The following is a 17,700-nucleotide window of genomic DNA, read 5'->3' as shown; positions in this document are numbered from 1 at the left end:
TATTGGTCGGCAGCGTCGGATGGGTATAAGAGGCAGGGACTCCAGGATCTCCACCTCGGCGGCCGCGTTGTGCCGGGCCCGCTCCAGCAGCACCGGCAGCGAGCCGATGTTGTGCGTGCCGAAGACCACGTCCACCCAGGGGGCCTTGCGGACGATCTCGCCGCGGTCCTTCTGGGCCAGGCAGCCGCCGACGGCGATCTGCATCCCCGGGTGCTTGTCCTTCACGGGGCGCAGATGACCCAGGTTGCCGTAGAGCCGGTTGTCGGCGTTCTCCCGGACGGCGCAGGTGTTGAACACCACCACGTCGGGCTGCTCGTCGGCCTCGGCGGCGCGCACGTAACCGGCCCGTTCGAGCAGGCCGGAAATGCGCTCGGAGTCGTGCACGTTCATCTGGCAGCCGTACGTGCGCACCTGGTAGGTGCGCGGGCTGCCCGCGGCTGCGGTAGTCATGACCCGGACAGCGTATCCGGGTGGAGCTGGTCGGACCGAACGAGGAGGAGCCGTGTGCCGGAGCATCAAGACCCTGCGTGAGCCGTACGTCCCGGTGGTGACCGAGGAGGACATCCGGGCGGCCGCGCTCCAGTACGTCCGGAAGATCTCCGGGTTCCGCGCCCCCGCGGCGCACAACGCCGCCGCGTTCGACTCGGCGGTCGACGCCGTGGCCACGGCCACGGCCACGCTCCTGGACCAGCTGGTGGTCCGGGGCCAGCAGCCGGCGGCCCGGGGCTGAGCCCTGCGCCGGCGCCGCCGATCAGGCGGCGAGCGGTCATCGAGCGCTGTGCCGGGGCCGCCCCTCGCCGCCGGTCAGGCGGCGGCGAGGGCCGGGGCGACCGAGTCGGGCGCCCACCGGGAGCGGTGGCACTGCGACCAGCCCCGGCAGCGGGGGTCCGCCACGGTGCAGAGCCGCTGGTCGCTGAGGACCTCGCCGTCGTCGGTCTCGACCACGTCGAAGTGCACCGGGCGGATCGTGCCGTCCGGGGCGACCAGCAGGTGCCGCCCGGCGTCGAGGGTGTCGTCGCGCATCAGGCAGTTGCGGTCCAGCAGCCGGGCCAGTGCCGCGATGCTGGGCAGTTCCGGCAGGCGCTCGGGCACGCCGTAACAGTCGACCACGGTCCCGTACGCCCCGGGCGCCTCCCACACGTCGCAGACCACCGCGTACGCGGGGAGTCGGGCCGGGTCGGCGACGGCGAGGGGCATCACCACCCGGCCGAGCGCCTCGGCCAGCGCCGGGTAGACCTCCACGGGCGCCGCGCCGTCGATTCTCCAGTTCCACAGCTCGGTCATGCCGCCTCCTCGCTGCGCTCGTCCCACCGGCCTCCGAATCGGGCCTTACTGACGATGGTGGGGTGCATATGACCTCAGCCGGGCGCAAGTTACCGGTCTGTGACCATTCCGGGCAAAATTTCCCCGGGCGACCTTGCCCAGAGTAGCGGGAAGATGACAGTTTATCGGGTATGGTGCCGCGTCCGCGATGCGAACCACCGGGGTGTGGTGACGGATTCGCGAATGCCGGAGTGGGCTGTCAGCGCACCCGGACCAGGTGCTCGCCCGCCGGCAGCAGCTCACCGATCACCGTGCCGCCCGGGACCTCGCCGGCGACCAGCAGCCCGCCCGAGGTCTGGGCGTCGGCCAACAGCAGCCGCTCCCCCTCGTCGGCCCCGCCGAAGTCGGTCCACGGGGTCACCCAGTCCAGGTTGCGCCGGGTGCCGCCGCTGACGTACCCGTCGCGCAGCGCCTCCCGGGCGCCGGCCAGGTAGGGCACCGCGGCCGCGTCGATCGCCACGGTGAGGCGGCTGGCCCGGGCCAGCTTCGAGGCGTGCCCCAGCAGCCCGAACCCGGTCACGTCGGTGCCGCAGCGGATCCCGGCCGCCACCGCCGCGCGGGCCGCGTCCCGGTTGAGCCGGGCCATCGAGGCGACCGCCTCCGGGAACCGCTCCCCGGTCCGCTTGTGCCGGGTGTTCAGCACGCCGACGCCGAGCGGCTTGGTCAGTGACAGCGGCAGGCCGGCCCGGCCGGCGTCCAGGGTGATCAGCTCCTCGGGCCGGACCACCCCGGTGACCGCCAGGCCGTACTTCGGACCGTCGTCGTCCACGCTGTGCCCGCCGGCCAGGTGGCAGCCGGCCTCCCGGGCCACGTCCTGACCGCCGCGCAGCACCTCGCGGGCGAGTGCCAGCGGCAGCACCTCGCGGGGCCAGCAGAGCAGGTTGAGCGCGACGAGCGGGGTGCCGCCCATGGCGTACACGTCGGAGAGCGCGTTGGCGGCGGCGATCCGCCCCCAGTCGTAGGCGTCGTCGACCACCGGGGTGAAGAAGTCGGCGGTGCTGACCAGGCCGGTGCGCTCGTCCAGCCGGACCACCGCGGCGTCGTCGCCGTGCTCCAGACCGACCAGCAGATCGGCGGCGCCGACGGCCGGCGCGAGCCCGGCGACCATCGTCTCCAGCTCCCCCGGCGGGATCTTGCAGGCGCAGCCGCCGCCGCGGGCGTAATCGGTCAGCCGGACCCGGTCGGTCATCCCCACATGATCTCCGTGAACCGCTGCCACCGCCACTCGGACGCCCCGTTCCGTGACGGAATTCGGACTCATGGGTACGGCGGTGACCGGTGTTACCGCTCCGTGACCATTCGAGTTGCGTTCCGCCACTTCACCCCGCCTACAGTGGCCCAACCGGGGGTCTCGCGACCCCGCTTTCGTACGGACGACAGGGACGGTGAACGACGTGACGACGGGCGAACCGCTGATCGTGCTCGACGGGGTGAACAAGTGGTTCGGCCCGCTGCACGTGCTGGACGACGTCTCGCTCTCCGTCGGCCGGGGCGAGGTGGTCGTGGTGATCGGCCCGTCCGGCTCCGGCAAGTCGACGCTCTGCCGGACGATCAACCGGCTGGAGCCGATCAACTCGGGCACCATCACCTTCGACGGCACCCCGCTGCCGGCCGAGGGGAAGGCGCTGGCCAAGCTGCGCAGCGAGGTCGGCATGGTGTTCCAGTCGTTCAACCTCTTCGCGCACAAGACCATCCTGGAGAACGTCACCCTCGGCCCGGTCCGGGTGCGGCGGGAGAAGCCGGCCGCCGCCCGCGAGCGCGGCCTGGCCCTGCTCGACCGGGTCGGCATCGCCAACCAGGCCGACAAGTACCCGGCGCAGCTCTCCGGCGGCCAGCAGCAGCGGGCCGCGATCGCCCGCGCGCTGGCCATGCAGCCCAAGGCGATGCTCTTCGACGAGCCGACAAGCGCGCTCGACCCGGAGATGGTCGGCGAGGTGCTGGAGGTGATGACCTCGCTGGCCCGCGACGGCATGACCATGGTCGTGGTCACCCACGAGATGGGCTTCGCCCGGCACGCGGCCAACCGGGTGATCTTCATGGCCGACGGCAGGCTAGTCGAGGACGCGCCGCCGGCCGAGTTCTTCGCCAACCCGCGCAGCGAGCGGGCCAAGGACTTCCTCTCCAAGATCCTGACCCACTGAGCGTCCGTAGTGGAGCGCGCCGTCCCCCGGCGGCTCCGTCGAAGAAGGAGAAGAGTATGCGTATGAAGCGCGTGGCGGCGATCGCCGCGGCGGCGACTCTGGCGCTCGGCATGAGCGCCTGTGGCGGCGACGGGGACGGCGGCTCCGGCAGCGGCGGGGCCAAGGGCGTCATCGGCAAGGCGCAGAGCCAGAAGAAGCTGGTCATCGGCGTGAAGGCCGATCAGCCGGGCCTGGGCATCCAGACCGGCAGCCAGTACGAGGGCTTCGACATCGAGATCGCCAAGATCATCGCCAAGGGTCTCGGCGTGGACGCGAACAACATCGAGTGGAAGACCACCGTCTCCGCCAACCGCGAGCCCTTCATCCAGCAGGGCACCGTCGACCTGGTGGTGGCCACCTACACCATCAACGACGAGCGCAAGCAGAAGGTCAACTTCGCCGGCCCGTACTTCATCGCCGGCCAGGACCTGCTGGTGAAGGCCGACTCCACCATCACCGGGCCCGAGGGGCTGGACGGCAAGAAGGTCTGCTCGGCGCAGGGTTCCACCCCGGCCAAGCGGATCCAGACCGACTACCCGAAGGCCAAGCTCCAGCAGTTCGACGCGTACTCGAAGTGCATCACCGCCCTGGAGGGCGGCCAGGTCGACGCGGTGACCACCGACGACATCATCCTCGCCGGCTACGCCGCGCAGTCCCAGTACGCCGGCAAGTTCAAGGTGGTCGGCAAGACCTTCTCCACCGAGCCCTACGGCATCGGCCTGAAGAAGGACGACAAGGACGGCTGCGAGAAGATCAACGAGATCCTCAAGACCGCCGCCTCGGACGGCTCCTACAAGGCCGCCTGGGACGCCACCCTGGGCAAGAGCGGCAAGGCCGCGCCCGAGCTGGACACCACCAAGCTGACCAACTGCGGCAGCGTCTGACCGGTTCCGGGGCCGGCATCCCTAGGGGTGCCGGCCCCGGCCTGTCGCGACGCCGACGACGTGCCCCGGGAGTCGACGCATGCACGTATTCGCTGATCCGACCAACCTCGACGCGTACCTGTCGGGCTTTCTCTGGATCCTCAAGCTGACCGGCGCGTCGGCGGTCCTCGCGCTGGTGCTCGGCGTGCTCCTCGCCGCGTTCCGGGTCTCCCCGGTGCCGGTGCTGCGGGGCTTCGGCGCGGCCTGGGTCAACATCTTCCGCAACACGCCGCTGACGCTGATCATCTTCTTCTGCTACTTCGGCCTCTACTCGACCCTGGGCGTCGGCCTTTCCGACGACCTGAACCTGAACAACTTCTGGCTCGGGGTGGTCGGCCTGTCGGTCTACACCGCCGCGTTCGTCTGCGAGGCGGTCCGCTCGGGCATCAACACCGTGCCGGCCGGTCAGGCCGAGGCGGCCCGGGCGATCGGGCTGACCTTCTTCCAGACCCTGCGCATCGTGGTCCTGCCCCAGGCCGGGCGGGCCGTGGTGGCCCCGCTGGGCAGCGTGCTCATCGCGCTGTGCAAGAACGCCACGATCGTCGGCACCATCGGCCTGATCGAGGCGTCCAGCGTCATGAAGCAGCTGATCAACGACAACGGCGACGCGGTGATCCCGATCTTCCTGGTCTTCGCCGGCACCTTCGCCGCGATCCTCGTTCCGACCGGCTACTTCTTCGGCTGGCTGGCCAACCGACTGGCGGTGAAGCGCTGATGAGCATGACCACCGTTCTCTACGACCACCCGGGGCCGCGGGCGCGCGTGCGCAACGCGGTGCTCAGCGTGGTCTTCGGCGTCGGGCTGGCCGCCCTGCTCTGGTGGGTCTACGCCAAGTTCGACCAGGCCGGGCAGTGGGAGGGCAACCTCTGGAAGCCGTTCGCCGAGGCGCCGACCTGGACCCAGTTCATCCTGCCCGGCCTGCGGCAGACGCTGCTCGCGGCGGCCACCGGCATGGTGCTGTCGCTGGCCTTCGGCATCCTGTTCGCCGTCGGCCGGCTCTCCGACCACTGGTGGGTCCGGGTCCCGGCCGGCGTGGTGGTGGAGTTCTTCCGCGCCGTCCCGCTGCTCCTGATGATCTTCTTCATCTTCTACGGCGTGCCGTTCCTCATCCAGGGGCCGGTCCCGGCGTTCTGGTCGGTGGTCGTCGGCCTGACCCTCTACAACGGGTCCGTGCTGGCCGAGGCGTTCCGCGCCGGCATCCGCTCGATCCCGGGTGGGCAGTCCGAGGCCGCGTACGCCGTGGGCATGCGGAAGAACCAGGTGATGCGGCTGATCCTCGTGCCGCAGGCCGCCCGGGCCATGCTGCCGGTGATCGTCAGCCAGCTCGTCGTGCTGCTCAAGGACACCGCGCTCGGCTACATCGTCGCCTTCCCCGAGCTGCTCCAGCGGGGCGTCAACGACCTCTCGGCCAACCGGGGCAACGTGGTCGCCGCCGCCATCGTGGTGGCCGCCATCTACATCGTGATCAACTCGCTGCTGACCACGCTCGCGAACTGGCTGGACCGGCGTACCCGGCGGCGGGGCTTCCGGATCCCGAAGCAGGCCGCGGCGCCGGACTCGACCCCGGCCGGCGGCGCCACGGTGGCCGAGCCGCAGGGCTGACCGCCCGCCCGTCCACGCGAAAGCCCTGCCACCCCCTGGAGGGTGGCAGGGCTTCGTCGTGCGGTGACCCGGTTCAGCGGGCGATCTCGGTGACCCGGGACTCGCGGACCACGGTCACCCGGATCTGACCGGGGTAGGTCAGTTCCTCCTCGATCTGCTTGGCCACGTCCCGGGCCAGCACCGCCGCGCCGATGTCGTCCACGTCCTCCGGCTTGACCATCACCCGGATCTCCCGGCCCGCCTGCATGGCGAAGACCTTCTCCACGCCGAGCTTGCCGGCCGCGATCTCCTCGATCCGCTCCAGCCGCTTGACGTACGCCTCCAGGCTCTCCCGCCGCGCCCCCGGCCGCCCGCCCGAGCAGGCGTCCGAGGCCTGGGTGAGCACCGCCTCGATGGTCTGCGGCGGCACCTCGTTGTGGTGCGCCTCGATGGCGTGCACCACGTCCTCGCTCTCCCCGTACTTGCGGGCCAGGTCGGCGCCGATGATGGCGTGACTGCCCTCGACCTCGTGGGTGAGCGCCTTGCCGATGTCGTGCAGGAACGCGCAGCGCTTGATGGTCGGCACGTCCAGCCGCAGCTCGGCCGCCATGATCCCGGCGATGTGCGCGGTCTCCACCAGGTGCTTGAGCACGTTCTGCCCGTACGACGTCCGGTAGCGCAGCCGACCGAGCAGGGTGACCAGTTCCGGGTGGATCTCGGTGATGCCGACCTCGACCAGGGCGTCCTCGGCGGCCCGGTGGCAGAGCTCCTCCACCTCGTGCCGGGCCAGGTCGTAGACCTCCTCGATGCGGTGCGGGTGGATCCGGCCGTCCAGCACCAGCTTCTCCAGGGTGAGCCGGCCGACCTCCCGGCGCACCGGGTCGAAGCAGGAGAGCAGGACCGCCTCGGGGGTGTCGTCGATGATCAGGTTGACCCCGGTCACCGACTCGAAGGCGCGGATGTTGCGCCCCTCGCGGCCGATGATCCGCCCCTTCATCTCGTCGCCCGGCAGGTGCAGGACGCTGACCACGCTCTCCGCGGTCTGCTCGCTGGCCACCCGCTGGATGGCGTCGACCACGATGTGCCGGGCCCGCTGCTCGGCGGTGCCCCGCGCGTCGGCCTCGATCTCCCGGACCAGCAGCGCGGCCTCCCGCTTGGCCTGCCCCTCGATCGACTCGACCAGCTCGGCGCGGGCCGTGTCGGCGGTCAGCCCCGCCACCCGCTCCAGCTCGCGGCGGCGCTGCTCCTCCGCCTCGGTGAGCGCCTGCTCCCGCTCCAGGAGGGCGGCCTCCCGGGCGGCGAGCGCGGCGCTGGCCGCGGTGAGCTGCCGCTCCCGCTCGGCGAGCCGCTCCACCTCCTCGGTGTGCAGCCGTTCCCGCTCGTCCATCCGGGCCGCCCGCCGCTCGACCTCGGCGGCCTGCTCCCGGGTGGTCGCGGCGAGCACCGCCACCTCCCGCTCGCCGCTGCGCCGGGCGGTGGCGCGAAGCTGCTCGGCGTCCGCCTCGGCCTGGTTGTGCGCCCGCTCCAGCACCGTGTCGGCCTCGGCCCGGGCGTCGTCCAGCACCCGCCGGGCCTCGGCCCGGGCCGCCTTCGCCTCGGCCTTGGCGGCGGCCGCCTCGGCACGGGCCGCGGCGGCCGCCGACTTGGCCACGTCGATGGTGCTGTTCGCCTCGTCGGCGGCGCTGCGCAGGGCCGCCAGGGACTGCTCCTGGCGGTCCTTCTCGGCGATGAAGGCCGGGTCCTCGGGGGCGGGCGCGAGACTGAGCCGCCGCAGGGTGCGTACGCCGAACAGGACGGCGCCGACCACCACCACGACGAGCAGCAGGACCACCGCGAGGATGACGACGTCGAAGCCGCTCATCCGGCCGCTCCGAGCCGGGACGCGCCCACACCGGCCTGGTCCGGGCAGCCGCCCGGCGAGGAGCGGCCGGCAGCGCGTGGAAGACCGCCGGTGAACCTGTGCCGCCCCGCCATGGCCGCCTCCCCTGAACGTCGGCGCCGCAGGCGGCGTGCGGATGAGCACGCACCTGCGACTCTGGACGCCCGACCGGAGCGGCTGGCTGTGGGTAGCTTTCCGTCGGCGGTGCCCACGTCGAGGGCATCGCCGGCGGCCGGTTGCAGTTGTCGGTCGGCTCCGGACCGGCCGTCCGGAGCTTGCCGTCAAAGGCCGGTGTAGCTGGCCAAAGTGATGCTGTTCTGTTACGCGATCTATGTTGTGCGCTTAGCCTGCGCTGGTCGGGCAAAGTGAGCCTGTATGGCGAGGCTAGGTCGCCAGGGGCCGTTCGGTCAAGAACTCATGATCAAACCACCCGGACGGAGAGAAGTTGGGGGGTCACGCAGTGCTGTCCAGATGCCGGACACGGGCGGACAAATTTCCCCCGTTCGGGCCGCCCCGGTCACCTTCCCGACCTGCTCAGAGCCACCGCGCGACCGTCTTCGGGACCCCGCTCGGGACGACCCGTCGCCGACCTCTCCGGGCCGACAACTTTTCGCAAGGGTGACTCGCATTTCACCCGGGCGCGGTTCGCTCGCCCGGCTTCCCGATGGCGGTGGCCCGGCACCTCGCCGGCTCTCTCCCGCCGCCCGTGGAGCGGATGACGGGAGCGACTCACCCGGCCGGGCGCTCGCCGGGGCGTGCCAGATCGTGGAGACTTCCCGTTCGAGGCGAACAGCAACTCGCCAAGATCTCGGCGCAACCTCAGCACACGAGGACGGCGGCGGGGCCGGCGGGGAAGGGTGGCCGGTGGAGCGGCGTCTGAGCGTCGTTCAGCGGGCGCCGAGGGAGCGAGCCGCCGTCACCAGCGCCACGTTGTCCGGGGCGACGCCGCCGTCCGGCAGCACGAGGGTGTCCTCCAGGCCGATCCGGGTGTCCAGGCCACGGCGTACCGCCTGGGCGAGCACCGGCCAGGTCGCCGGGCCCTCACCGTGCAGCAGTACCGGCGGGCGGTCGGCGGGCAGCGCGGCGAGGATGGCGGCGGCGTCGCCGAGGGCCACGTCGACCTGGTCGGCCAGGCACTCGACGAGGACCCGCCCGGTCGGCACCGGCCAGCGGCGCCAGGCGTCGACGGCCGCCACGGTCCAGAGACCCGCCTCGACCAGGACGCCCCGCTCGTGCAGGGCGGCCGCGACGGCCGCCGCGCCGGGTTCGTGGGCGTTGACCGAGGCGAAGTCGGGCAGCACCGCCCAGGCGCGTACGGCGGCGACCCGGTCGGCGGGCTCGGGGGCCATCCAGGCGCCGGTGCTCACCCCGACGGGCAGGCCGGGCCGGGCGGCCCGGATCGCGGTGACCGCCGCGGCGATCACGGCCGGGTCGAGTGACTCGGCGCCGCCCGCGTCGCGCGGGTGCACGTGCACCGCCACCGCCCCGGCCGCCGCACACCTGGCCGCCTCGGCCGCCAGATCCTCCGGCGTCACCGGCACCGCCGGATGCTCCGCCCGCCGGCGCCCGCCGTTCAGGCACGCCTTCAACACGCCGCACTCCTCCCCAGGGGTCGGTCATGGCCGGGTGGCCCGGCGCGCACCTCATGATCGTCAGGGCTGGCCGGCGTCAGTCGAGGGGGCGGGCGGCGGGGTCGAGGTCGTTCTCGGCGTCGGCGAGGGCGTCGGCGTCGATGTGCTCGGCGAACTCGGCCGCCTCGGCGCTCTGCGCGGCCAGCGCGTCCTTGACGGCCCGGATCGCCACGCCGGCCGGGTAGCCCTTGCGGGCCAGCATGCCGACCAGGCGACGGAACACGGCGTCGGGCTCGCCCCGGGCCGTGCGCAGCTTCCGCTCCACCAGGACCCGGGCGGTCTCCGCCTCGGTCTCCTCGTCCAGCTCGTCGAGGGCCTCGCCGGCCACCTCGCCGTCGACGCCGCGCTGGCGCAGCTCGTTGGCGAGCGCCCGGCGGGCCAGCCCACGGCCGTTGTGCCGGCTGCTCACCCAGGCCCGGGCAAAGGCGGCGTCGTCCACGATGCCGACCTCGTCGTAGCGGTCGAGGACCTGGTCGGCGACCTCCTCGGAGATGCCCCGCTTCGCCAGCGCGCCGGCCAGCTCGGCCCGGGTGCGCGGCCGGACCGCGAGCTGCCGCAGGCAGATCTCCCGGGCCACCTCGGCCTCGTCGCGGGGCGGCGCGGGAGGCGCCTCGGCATCGGGCTCCCCTGCCCGGCCCCGGCGGCCCCGGCGCGGCCGGGGTGGAGTGGTGGCGTCACCCGTGCGGGGCGGGCTGGCGTCCCAGCCCCGCCCCGTGCGGGCGCGTCGTCCTGCCACGAGTCAGCCGGGGATCAGAAGTCGACCGGCGGCAGGTCCGGGCCGCCGGCGGCGTCGCCCGCGCCGGTGCCGACGCCGAGCTTCTCCAGGATCTTCTTCTCGATCTCGGCCGCCACGTCCGGGTTCTCCCGGAGGAACTCGCGGGCCTTCTCCTTGCCCTGGCCGAGCTGGTCACCGTCGTAGGTGTACCAGGCGCCGGACTTGCGGATGATCGCCTGCTCCACGCCGACGTCGATCAGCGAGCCCTCGCGGGAGATGCCCTTGCCGTACATGATGTCGAACTCGGCCTGCTTGAACGGCGCGGCGACCTTGTTCTTCACGACCTTGACCCGGGTGCGGTTGCCGACCACGTCGGTGCCGTCCTTGAGGCTCTCGATGCGGCGCACGTCGAGCCGGACCGAGGCGTAGAACTTCAGCGCCCGACCACCGGTGGTGGTCTCCGGGCTGCCGAACATCACGCCGATCTTCTCGCGGAGCTGGTTGATGAAGATCGCCGTGGTGCCGGTGTTGTTGAGCACACCGGTGATCTTCCGGAGCGCCTGGCTCATCAGCCGGGCCTGGAGGCCCACGTGGCTGTCGCCCATCTCGCCCTCGATCTCGGCGCGCGGCACCAGGGCCGCGACCGAGTCGATCACGATGATGTCGATCGCGCCGGAGCGGACCAGCATGTCGGCGATCTCCAGCGCCTGCTCGCCGGTGTCCGGCTGGGAGACCAGCAGGGCGTCGGTGTCGACGCCGAGGGCCTTCGCGTATTCCGGGTCGAGCGCGTGCTCGGCGTCGATGAAGGCGGCGATGCCGCCGGCCCGCTGCGCGTTGGCCACCGCGTGCAGCGCGACCGTGGTCTTACCGCTGGACTCCGGACCGTAGATCTCGACGACCCGGCCGCGGGGCAGGCCGCCCACGCCGAGCGCCACGTCGAGCGCGATGGAGCTGGTCGGGATGACCGCCGTCTGGACGACGGGCCGCTCCCCCAGCCGCATCACCGAACCCTTGCCGAACTGCTTGTCGATCTGAGCGAGAGCAAGGTCGAGTGCCTTCTCCCGGTCCGGCCCTGCCGCCATCGTTGCCACCCCTGCCTTCGCCGGCGTCTTTCCTGAGCTTCGCGTCACGCGGACACGCTAGGCGCTGGGTCCGACAGAAAACCAGCCGACGGGCCGCGAGCTGTGGACGAGCACCCCGCTGTGGACAATAGCCGAACAGGTGTACGACTCGACAAGCGACACGCGGAACCGGTGAAAAGGCTGCTCAGCGTAGTCGCGCGGGCACCCGGTCGGGATACGCGGCGACCACCGCGCGCCACACCACGTGCGTCTCCTCCCCCGCCGCGAGGGCCTGCTCGATGGTCCGCCCACCGAGCTGGGACAGCACCTGGTCGCTGGCGATGCTGGCCGCGTAGCCCGGCCCGAACGCCTCCTCCAGCCGCGCCCAGAAGTCGGTCAGCCGCACGTGTCACTCCTCCTTGACGGGCACCTCGTCGGCGGGGTGCCCGGGTTCCTCCGGCGCCTCGACGGGCGCCGGACGCAACGCTAGCGCCACCAGCGGCACCACCGCGATCGCCGCCAGCAGGGCCAGGGTCGGATAACCCGGTCCCTGCATGACAAACCCGCTCGCCGCCGCCGCGCCCGCCCCGGCCAGCCCCATGACCAGGTCGGACAGGCCCTGGACGCCGGGCCGGTCGGCAATGGGCACCGACTCGGACAGCAGCGTCGAGCCGGCCACCATGGTGCCCGACCAGCCCAGCCCGAGCAGGGCCAGACCCACCGAGAGCAGGGGCGTGTGGTGCCCGGCGGTGCCGGCGACCGCGCAGGCGGCCAGCAGCAGGGCCACCCCGCCGAGGATCACCGGACGCCGGCCCAGCCGGTCGGTGAGCCAGCCGACCAGCGGGGAGAGCGCGTACATGCCGGCGATGTGCAGGCTGAGCACGATGCCGACCACCCGCAGCACGTCGGCGTCGGCGTGGGACTCGCCGAGGCGTACCGGGGTCATCGACATCACGGCGACCATCACGAGGTGACCCACGGCCACGGCGGCGATGCCGAGGCGGGCGGCGGGTCGCCCGCGTACCGTGCGCCAGGCCGCGACCATGCCCGCGCGGCGGCGGGCGGTCCCGCCCGGTGCCGCGCCCGGGTCGGCCGGGGTCTCGACCGCCGCCAGCCGGCGCGCGGTGAGCAGCGGGTCGGGCCGGAGCAGTGCCGCCAGCACGGCGGCGGCCAGCACGAACGCGGCGGCGCTGAAGGCGAACGGGCCGGCCAGCGCCGGCAGGCCCCAGCCGCGGGTGGTGGCGTCGGCGAGCGCGGCGAAGTTGGGCGCGGCCACCGCGCCGATGGTGGTGGCCCAGACGACCAGCGAGAGCTGGCGCCCCCGGCGGGCCGGCTCGGCCAGGTCCACGGCCGTGTAGCGGGCCTGGAGGTTGGCCGCGGTCCCGCCGCCGAAGAGCAGCATGCCGACGAAGAGCAGCGGCACCAGGTGCAGCACGGTGGAAACCACCACGAGCACGCCCCCGACGGCCCCGACCAGGTACGCGGTGACCAGCCCCGGCCGCCGCCCCCGGGCCGCCATGATCCGGGTGACCGGCACGGCGAGCAGCGCGGCGCCGACCACCCCGGCGCTCTGCGCCACCCCGGCCAGGGCGGTGCCGGCGACCCGGGCGGCGAGCAGCGCGCCGACCGAGATGCCGATGGTGACGCCGATGCCGCCGATGATCTGGGTGAGGAAGAGCAGCCGGACGGTGCGCCGCTGGATCGGGGCGACATCGAGCCGGGCCGGTGCCGGCGTGGTCAGGTCGGTGGCCATGGCGGATGCTCCTGGAGGTAAGGGGTGACCCATCCTCCCGCACCCGACCCGGTCGCGGGCACCCGGTTCAGCTACAAGCCGAGCCCGCGGCCGATGATCTCCTTCATGATCTCGGTGGTGCCGCCGTAGATGGTCTGCACGCGGCTGTCCAGCCAGGCCTTGGCCACCGGGTACTCCAGCATGAAGCCGTAGCCGCCGTGCAGCTGCACGCAGCGGTCGGCGACCTTGTTCTGCAGCTCGGTGGTCCACCACTTGAGCTCGGTGGTCCACCACTTGGCCTTCGCCGCGTCGGTCACCGAGAGCCGGCCGGCCTGGTACTCGGCCACGCAGTGGTTGACGAAGGTGCGCGCGATGGTGACCTCGGTGTCCAGCTCGGCGAGGAGGAACCGGTTGTGCTGGAACCGCCCGATGGGCCGGCCGAACGCCTCCCGGGAGCGGGCGTAGTCGAGGGTGAGCGCGAGCAGCTTCTCCGCCGCCGCCACCGCGGCGACCGCGATGCTCAGCCGCTCGCGGGGCAGGTTGGCCATCAGGTGGTAGAAGCCGTGGTTCTCGGTGCCGATCAGGTTGTCCGCCGGCACCCGGCAGTCGTCGAAGAACAGCTCGGCGGTGTCGTTGGCCTTCAGGCCGACCTTGGCCAGCCGCCGGCCCCGGCCGAAGCCGGGCGTGCCGGTCTCCACCACGATCAGGCTCACCCCGTGCGCGCCCTGGTCGGGGGCGGTCTTGGCGACCACCACGACGAGGTCGGCCAGCTCACCGTTGGTGATGAACGTCTTCTGCCCGTTGAGCACCCAGCTGTCGCCGTCGCGGACCGCGCTCGTGCGGATGCCGGCCAGGTCGCTGCCCGCGCCCGGCTCGCTCATCGCGATGGCGGTGACCAGGTCGCCGGAGCAGAAGCCGGGCAGCCAGCGCTTGCGCTGGTCGTCGGTGGTCAGGTCGGTCAGGTACGGGGCCACCACGTCGTTGTGCAGCCCGAAGCCGAGCCCGGTGCAACCGGCCGCGATGATCTCCTCGTCGAGCACCGCGTTGAACCGGAAGTCGCGCTGCCCGCCGCCGCCGTGCTCGGGGTCCACGTCCATGCCGAGCAGCCCGGCCGCGCCCGCCTTGCGCCACACCTCCCGGTCGACGATCCCGTCGGCCTCCCACCGCTCGTGGTGCGGCACGGCCTCCCGGGCGAGGAACTGGCGGCACAGGTCCCGGAACTCTTCGTGGACGGGCTCGTAGAGATGCTGCTCCATGGCGGCCAGTCTGGCACCGCCCACCCGCCCTGCCCAGAGGCGAACCGGGCTCAGCTCCACCAGGTGGCGCCGGTGACCGGGACGAAGCCGAGCGAGTCGTAGAGCGGGCGGCCGGCGCGCGCCGCGGTGAGCGTCATCGGCACCGCGCCGAGCCGGCCGAGGACGCCGCGCAGCAGATTCCGCCCCACGCCCCGGGAGCGGTGTTCGAGCAGGCTGGTCATCCAGTACAGGCCGACGCCCTCGTCCCGCACGGTCAGACAGGCGCCGGCCGGCGCGCCGCCCGCGTGGACCAGGAAGAACCGCACCCCGGGCCGGTCCAGGAGGGCGACCGGGAACGCCTCGCCGGGGCGGCGCGGCCGGAGCGGGTCCAGGGGGAAGCCGCGCACCACCACGTCCTCGGCGGAGTCGAGCTGGTCGGGACGTTCGACCGGGGTGACCGGCAGGGACGGGTCGGGCACCGGCGCCGGGCGGCGGACCAGCACCGGCAGGCTGCGCGGGGTGAGGCCGAGATCGGTGAGGTCGACCGAGGCGTACTGGTCCTCGACGGTGACCGGGCCGACCCGACGCCGGACCAGGTCGGCCAGCGCGGCCCGGTCGTCGGGGGCCGGGTCCGGGGCGCGCAGCAGGATCCGCAGCCCGGTGCGTGCGCTGCCGGTCACCGCCAGGAAGCCCGGCCGGCGCACCAGCGCGTGGCCACGGGCCTCGGCGAGGGCCGTCCAGAGCGCGGCGGCGTTGCGGACGGACAGTTCAAGATCAGCGGCGGTCATGCCGCGAGGCTATGGCCCGCGGCGCCCGCCGCGCAGGTCCATTCCGCCGCCGTCGCACTGGTCCGGTGTCCCGGGGTACGACAGCATGGCGGGATGAGCACGCTGACCGGAGCGCAGATCAACGACGCCGCCCTGGACGGGTGGACCTACCTGCTCGGTGCCCTGCACACCCGCATCCGCACGCCGAACTTCGCCGCCGGACTGTCCCTGGTGGACGCCATCGGCGCCGAGGCCGAACGGCGGGACCACCACCCCGACCTGGACCTGCGCTACACCCACGTCGACGTGCGGCTCCGGTCACACGACGTGGGTGGGGTCACCGACCGCGACGTCCGCCTGGCCCGGGCCGTCTCGGCGCTCGCCGCCGAGGCCGGCCTGTCCCCGGCGCACGCCGGCGTCGCCCGGCTCGAACTCGCCCTGGACAGCCCGGACTTCCCGGCGGTGCTGCCGTTCTGGCGGGCGGTGCTGGGCGGGGAGCACCCGGCCGGGCCCGGGCCCGGTGACGAGGTGCGCGATCCGGCGGGCGCGCTGCCCACGGTGTGGTTCCAGCAGTCCGGCCGCGACGAGCCCCGGCAGCGCTGGCACCCCGACGTGTGGGTGGACCCGGCGGAGGTGCAGCCGCGCATCGAGGCCGCGCTGGCCGCCGGCGGGACGCTGGTCAGCGACGCGGCGGCGCCGCACTACTGGGTGCTCGCCGACTCCGACGGCAACCGGGTCTGCCTCTGCACCTGGCAGGGCCGCGACTAGCGCAGCGCGCGGGCGGCGACCTTCAGGTCCTTGACCAGCCCGTCGTACGCGACGTCCTGGTTGTCGGCGCGCAGCACGGCGGAGGGGTGGATGGTGGCCAGCAGCCGGGCCTCCGGGGCGTCGGCGACCCTGCCGGCGCTGTCCACCGGGACCCGGGCGAAGTCCTCCGGGCGCTGGGCGGCGGCCGGCCAGGGCAGCAGCTCGCCGCGCTGCTTCGTCACCCGGAACGTCGGGCCGAGCAGCGCCTTGGCGGCGGTGGCGCCGAGCACCACCACGATCTCCGGGTGCAGCCGGGCGAACTCGGCCACCAGCCAGGGCCGGCAGGCCGTGATGTGCACCCGGTCCGGCGTCTGGTGGATCCGCCGCTTGCCGCGCAGCTCGAAGCGGAAGTGCTTCACGGCGTTGGTGAGGTAGATGTGGCCGGGGTCGATGCCGGCGTCGTCCACCGCCTTGCGCAGCAGCCGGCCGGCCGGGCCGACGAACGGCAGCCCCTTCTGGTCCTCCATGTCGCCGGGCTGTTCCCCGACGAAGACCACCCGGGCGCTCTCGTCGCCCCGGCCGAAGACGGTCTGCGAGGCGTTCCGGTAGAGCTCGCAGCCCCGGCAGCCCGCCGCGGCGTCGCGCAGCTCGTCGATGGTGTCCGCCTGCGGCGGGATGAACTCCTGGGCTCCGGGGGCACTCTCGGTCTCGGCCATGCCAGCTTTATATACCGGTTTCGGCATCGACGCCGGATGCGCCGTCAGTATCCGGAGCCACCGCCACCGCCACGCGAGGCCAGCGCGATCGCGATGATCACGAGGATGATCACGACGGCCGCCACGCCGATCCAGAGCCCGGTCCGGGATCCGTTCGAAGCCATGCCACGCACCTCCCGACCGCGGATACCCGCCGCCGGCCGGGCCATGCGGCGGCTCAGGTGGTGAAGCCGGCGGGCGCCGGCCGGACCGCGCGGGCCACCGCGTCGGCGAGCGGGCCGAGGTCGGCCTCGTCGAGCGGGCTGACGGTGATCCGCACGCCGGGCGCGGCGGCGATCCGGTTCAGCGCGCCAGGGGCCACCGACCAGCCGGCGTCCCGCAGGGCGGTGACCGCCACGGTCTCGTCGGGCACCGGCACCCAGACGTTGATCCCGGTGCGTCCGTGGGCGGCCAGCCCGCGCGCCGCGAGGGCGTCGACCAGCCCGTCGCGCCGCCGCTCGTAGCTCGCCGCCGCGCGGCGCACCAGGTCGGCGGTGGCCGGGTCGCGCCAGAGCGACAGGACCAGGCGTTGCAGCACGGTGGAGACCCAGCCCGCGCCGACCCGGGCCCGGCCGGCCACCCGGGCCACGGTGGCCTCGTCGCCGGCCAGCACGGCGAGCCGCAGGTCCGGGCCGTAGGGCTTGCTCACCGACCGGACGAAGGCCCAGGCCGGGGTCGCCCCGGCGAGCGGATGCAGCGGTACGCGGGCCAGCTCGGCGGCATGGTCGTCCTCGATCAGCAGCAGGTCGGCGCGGCCGGCGAGGAGCGTACGCAGCTCGGCCGCCCGGTCGGCGGAGACCGCGGCGCCGGTCGGGTTCTGGGCCCGGCTGGTGACGATCAGCGCGCGGGCCCCGGCGGCCAGCGCGGCCCGGACCCCGGGCGCGGTGGGGCCCTCGTCGTCCACCGGCACCCCGACGGCGCGCAGCCCGAGGGCGGCGAGCAGGTCGAGCAGGTTGACCCAACCGGGGTCCTCGACGGCGACCGCGTCGCCGGGGCGCAGGTGGGCGGCGAGCAGGCGTTCGATGCCGTCGAGCGCGCCGCCGGTCACGGTGATCTCGTCGGCCGGCACCCCGTCGGCGGCGAGCCGGTCCCGGGCGGCGGCGGCCAGCTCGGGCAGGACGGCGGTGGCCGCGTAGCCGCCGGGCGCGCCGATCTCGGCGGCGAGCGCGGC

General features: G+C 73.4%; 18 protein-coding genes and 1 pseudogene. 6 read left to right on the top strand and 13 right to left on the bottom strand.

Annotated elements, in window-relative coordinates; all coding sequences use genetic code 11:
* Nucleotides 1-450 (bottom strand): annotated as a pseudogene (locus ACW0Q9_RS19360) (tRNA (N6-isopentenyl adenosine(37)-C2)-methylthiotransferase MiaB); the annotation flags it as partial.
* A 52-nt stretch (nt 451-502) separates the two neighbouring features.
* Here ACW0Q9_RS19360 and ACW0Q9_RS19355 point away from each other — a divergent pair.
* Entirely contained in the window at nt 503-730 is a 228-nt protein-coding gene (locus ACW0Q9_RS19355; RefSeq protein ID WP_456183223.1) for a DUF2277 family protein, read from the top strand.
* Between the two features lie 74 nt (nt 731-804).
* Here ACW0Q9_RS19355 and ACW0Q9_RS19350 read toward each other — a convergent pair whose 3' ends face one another.
* Both ACW0Q9_RS19350 and selD read right to left on the bottom strand, forming a co-directional pair.
* Nucleotides 805-1,284, bottom strand: a complete 480-nt coding sequence (locus tag ACW0Q9_RS19350; RefSeq protein ID WP_148428061.1) for a hypothetical protein — start codon at nt 1,282-1,284, stop codon at nt 805-807.
* Between the two features lie 238 nt (nt 1,285-1,522).
* Nucleotides 1,523-2,512 (bottom strand): selenide, water dikinase SelD, encoded by a 990-nt coding sequence (gene selD / locus ACW0Q9_RS19345; protein WP_456183221.1) that lies wholly within the window; start codon nt 2,510-2,512, stop codon nt 1,523-1,525.
* Nucleotides 2,513-2,708: 196 nt separating this feature from the next.
* Here selD and ACW0Q9_RS19340 point away from each other — a divergent pair, with 196 nt between their 5' ends.
* The 4 genes from ACW0Q9_RS19340 (at nt 2,709) to ACW0Q9_RS19325 (ending at nt 6,028) form a co-directional block, all read left to right on the top strand.
* Nucleotides 2,709-3,464: an amino acid ABC transporter ATP-binding protein gene (locus tag ACW0Q9_RS19340; RefSeq protein WP_456183219.1), complete on the top strand. Its 756-nt coding sequence runs from the start codon at nt 2,709-2,711 to the stop codon at nt 3,462-3,464.
* A gap of 56 nt (nt 3,465-3,520) precedes the next feature.
* The gene (locus ACW0Q9_RS19335) at nt 3,521-4,387 is read left to right on the top strand and encodes a glutamate ABC transporter substrate-binding protein (protein WP_456183217.1); all 867 of its coding nucleotides are present in this window, start codon (nt 3,521-3,523) and stop codon (nt 4,385-4,387) included.
* A gap of 79 nt (nt 4,388-4,466) precedes the next feature.
* Nucleotides 4,467-5,141, top strand: a complete 675-nt coding sequence (locus tag ACW0Q9_RS19330; RefSeq protein WP_456183215.1) for an amino acid ABC transporter permease — start codon at nt 4,467-4,469, stop codon at nt 5,139-5,141.
* Nucleotides 5,141-6,028, top strand: coding sequence for an amino acid ABC transporter permease (locus ACW0Q9_RS19325; RefSeq protein ID WP_456183213.1), 888 nt, complete (start codon nt 5,141-5,143; stop codon nt 6,026-6,028). The genes ACW0Q9_RS19330 and ACW0Q9_RS19325 overlap by 1 nt, the downstream gene beginning before the upstream one ends.
* Before the next feature lie 73 nt (nt 6,029-6,101).
* On the opposite strand, the gene rny is transcribed toward ACW0Q9_RS19325, so the two are convergent.
* The 8 genes from rny to ACW0Q9_RS19285 all read right to left on the bottom strand — a co-directional run bounded on the left by rny (nt 6,102) and on the right by ACW0Q9_RS19285 (nt 15,048).
* A complete protein-coding gene (gene rny / locus ACW0Q9_RS19320) occupies nt 6,102-7,868 on the bottom strand; it encodes a ribonuclease Y (protein WP_456183211.1) in 1,767 nt (588 codons plus the stop codon).
* Nucleotides 7,869-8,773: 905 nt separating this feature from the next.
* Nucleotides 8,774-9,478 (bottom strand): 3-keto-5-aminohexanoate cleavage protein, encoded by a 705-nt coding sequence (locus ACW0Q9_RS19315; protein WP_456183209.1) that lies wholly within the window; start codon nt 9,476-9,478, stop codon nt 8,774-8,776.
* A gap of 76 nt (nt 9,479-9,554) precedes the next feature.
* Nucleotides 9,555-10,253, bottom strand: coding sequence for a regulatory protein RecX (locus ACW0Q9_RS19310; protein WP_456183207.1), 699 nt, complete (start codon nt 10,251-10,253; stop codon nt 9,555-9,557).
* Nucleotides 10,254-10,267: 14 nt separating this feature from the next.
* Nucleotides 10,268-11,314, bottom strand: a complete 1,047-nt coding sequence (gene recA / locus ACW0Q9_RS19305; RefSeq protein ID WP_091311980.1) for a recombinase RecA — start codon at nt 11,312-11,314, stop codon at nt 10,268-10,270.
* A 184-nt stretch (nt 11,315-11,498) separates the two neighbouring features.
* The gene (locus ACW0Q9_RS19300; protein WP_073832642.1) at nt 11,499-11,699 is read right to left on the bottom strand and encodes a DUF3046 domain-containing protein; all 201 of its coding nucleotides are present in this window, start codon (nt 11,697-11,699) and stop codon (nt 11,499-11,501) included.
* Between the two features lie 3 nt (nt 11,700-11,702).
* Nucleotides 11,703-13,046 (bottom strand): MFS transporter, encoded by a 1,344-nt coding sequence (locus ACW0Q9_RS19295; protein ID WP_456183204.1) that lies wholly within the window; start codon nt 13,044-13,046, stop codon nt 11,703-11,705.
* Nucleotides 13,047-13,117: 71 nt separating this feature from the next.
* The gene (locus tag ACW0Q9_RS19290) at nt 13,118-14,281 is read right to left on the bottom strand and encodes an acyl-CoA dehydrogenase family protein (protein ID WP_456183202.1); all 1,164 of its coding nucleotides are present in this window, start codon (nt 14,279-14,281) and stop codon (nt 13,118-13,120) included.
* Between the two features lie 50 nt (nt 14,282-14,331).
* Nucleotides 14,332-15,048, bottom strand: coding sequence for a hypothetical protein (locus ACW0Q9_RS19285; RefSeq protein ID WP_456183200.1), 717 nt, complete (start codon nt 15,046-15,048; stop codon nt 14,332-14,334).
* Between the two features lie 93 nt (nt 15,049-15,141).
* On the opposite strand from ACW0Q9_RS19285, the gene ACW0Q9_RS19280 reads away from it, so the two are divergent.
* Nucleotides 15,142-15,795, top strand: coding sequence for a 4a-hydroxytetrahydrobiopterin dehydratase (locus ACW0Q9_RS19280; RefSeq protein WP_456183198.1), 654 nt, complete (start codon nt 15,142-15,144; stop codon nt 15,793-15,795).
* Here ACW0Q9_RS19280 and ACW0Q9_RS19275 read toward each other — a convergent pair.
* Both ACW0Q9_RS19275 and ACW0Q9_RS19270 read right to left on the bottom strand, forming a co-directional pair.
* Complete coding sequence (locus ACW0Q9_RS19275) at nt 15,792-16,490, bottom strand: UdgX family uracil-DNA binding protein (protein ID WP_456183196.1); 699 nt, start codon at nt 16,488-16,490, stop codon at nt 15,792-15,794. The genes ACW0Q9_RS19280 and ACW0Q9_RS19275 overlap by 4 nt on opposite strands.
* A gap of 217 nt (nt 16,491-16,707) precedes the next feature.
* Nucleotides 16,708-17,700 (bottom strand): aminotransferase class I/II-fold pyridoxal phosphate-dependent enzyme (locus tag ACW0Q9_RS19270; protein ID WP_456183194.1); only part of this gene is annotated, 993 nt, incomplete at its 5' end.

Source organism: Micromonospora sp. I033, assembly GCF_053890995.1.
The sequence above is the reverse complement of the archived record's forward strand: the minus strand, read 5'-3'. Positions and strand labels throughout refer to the sequence as shown.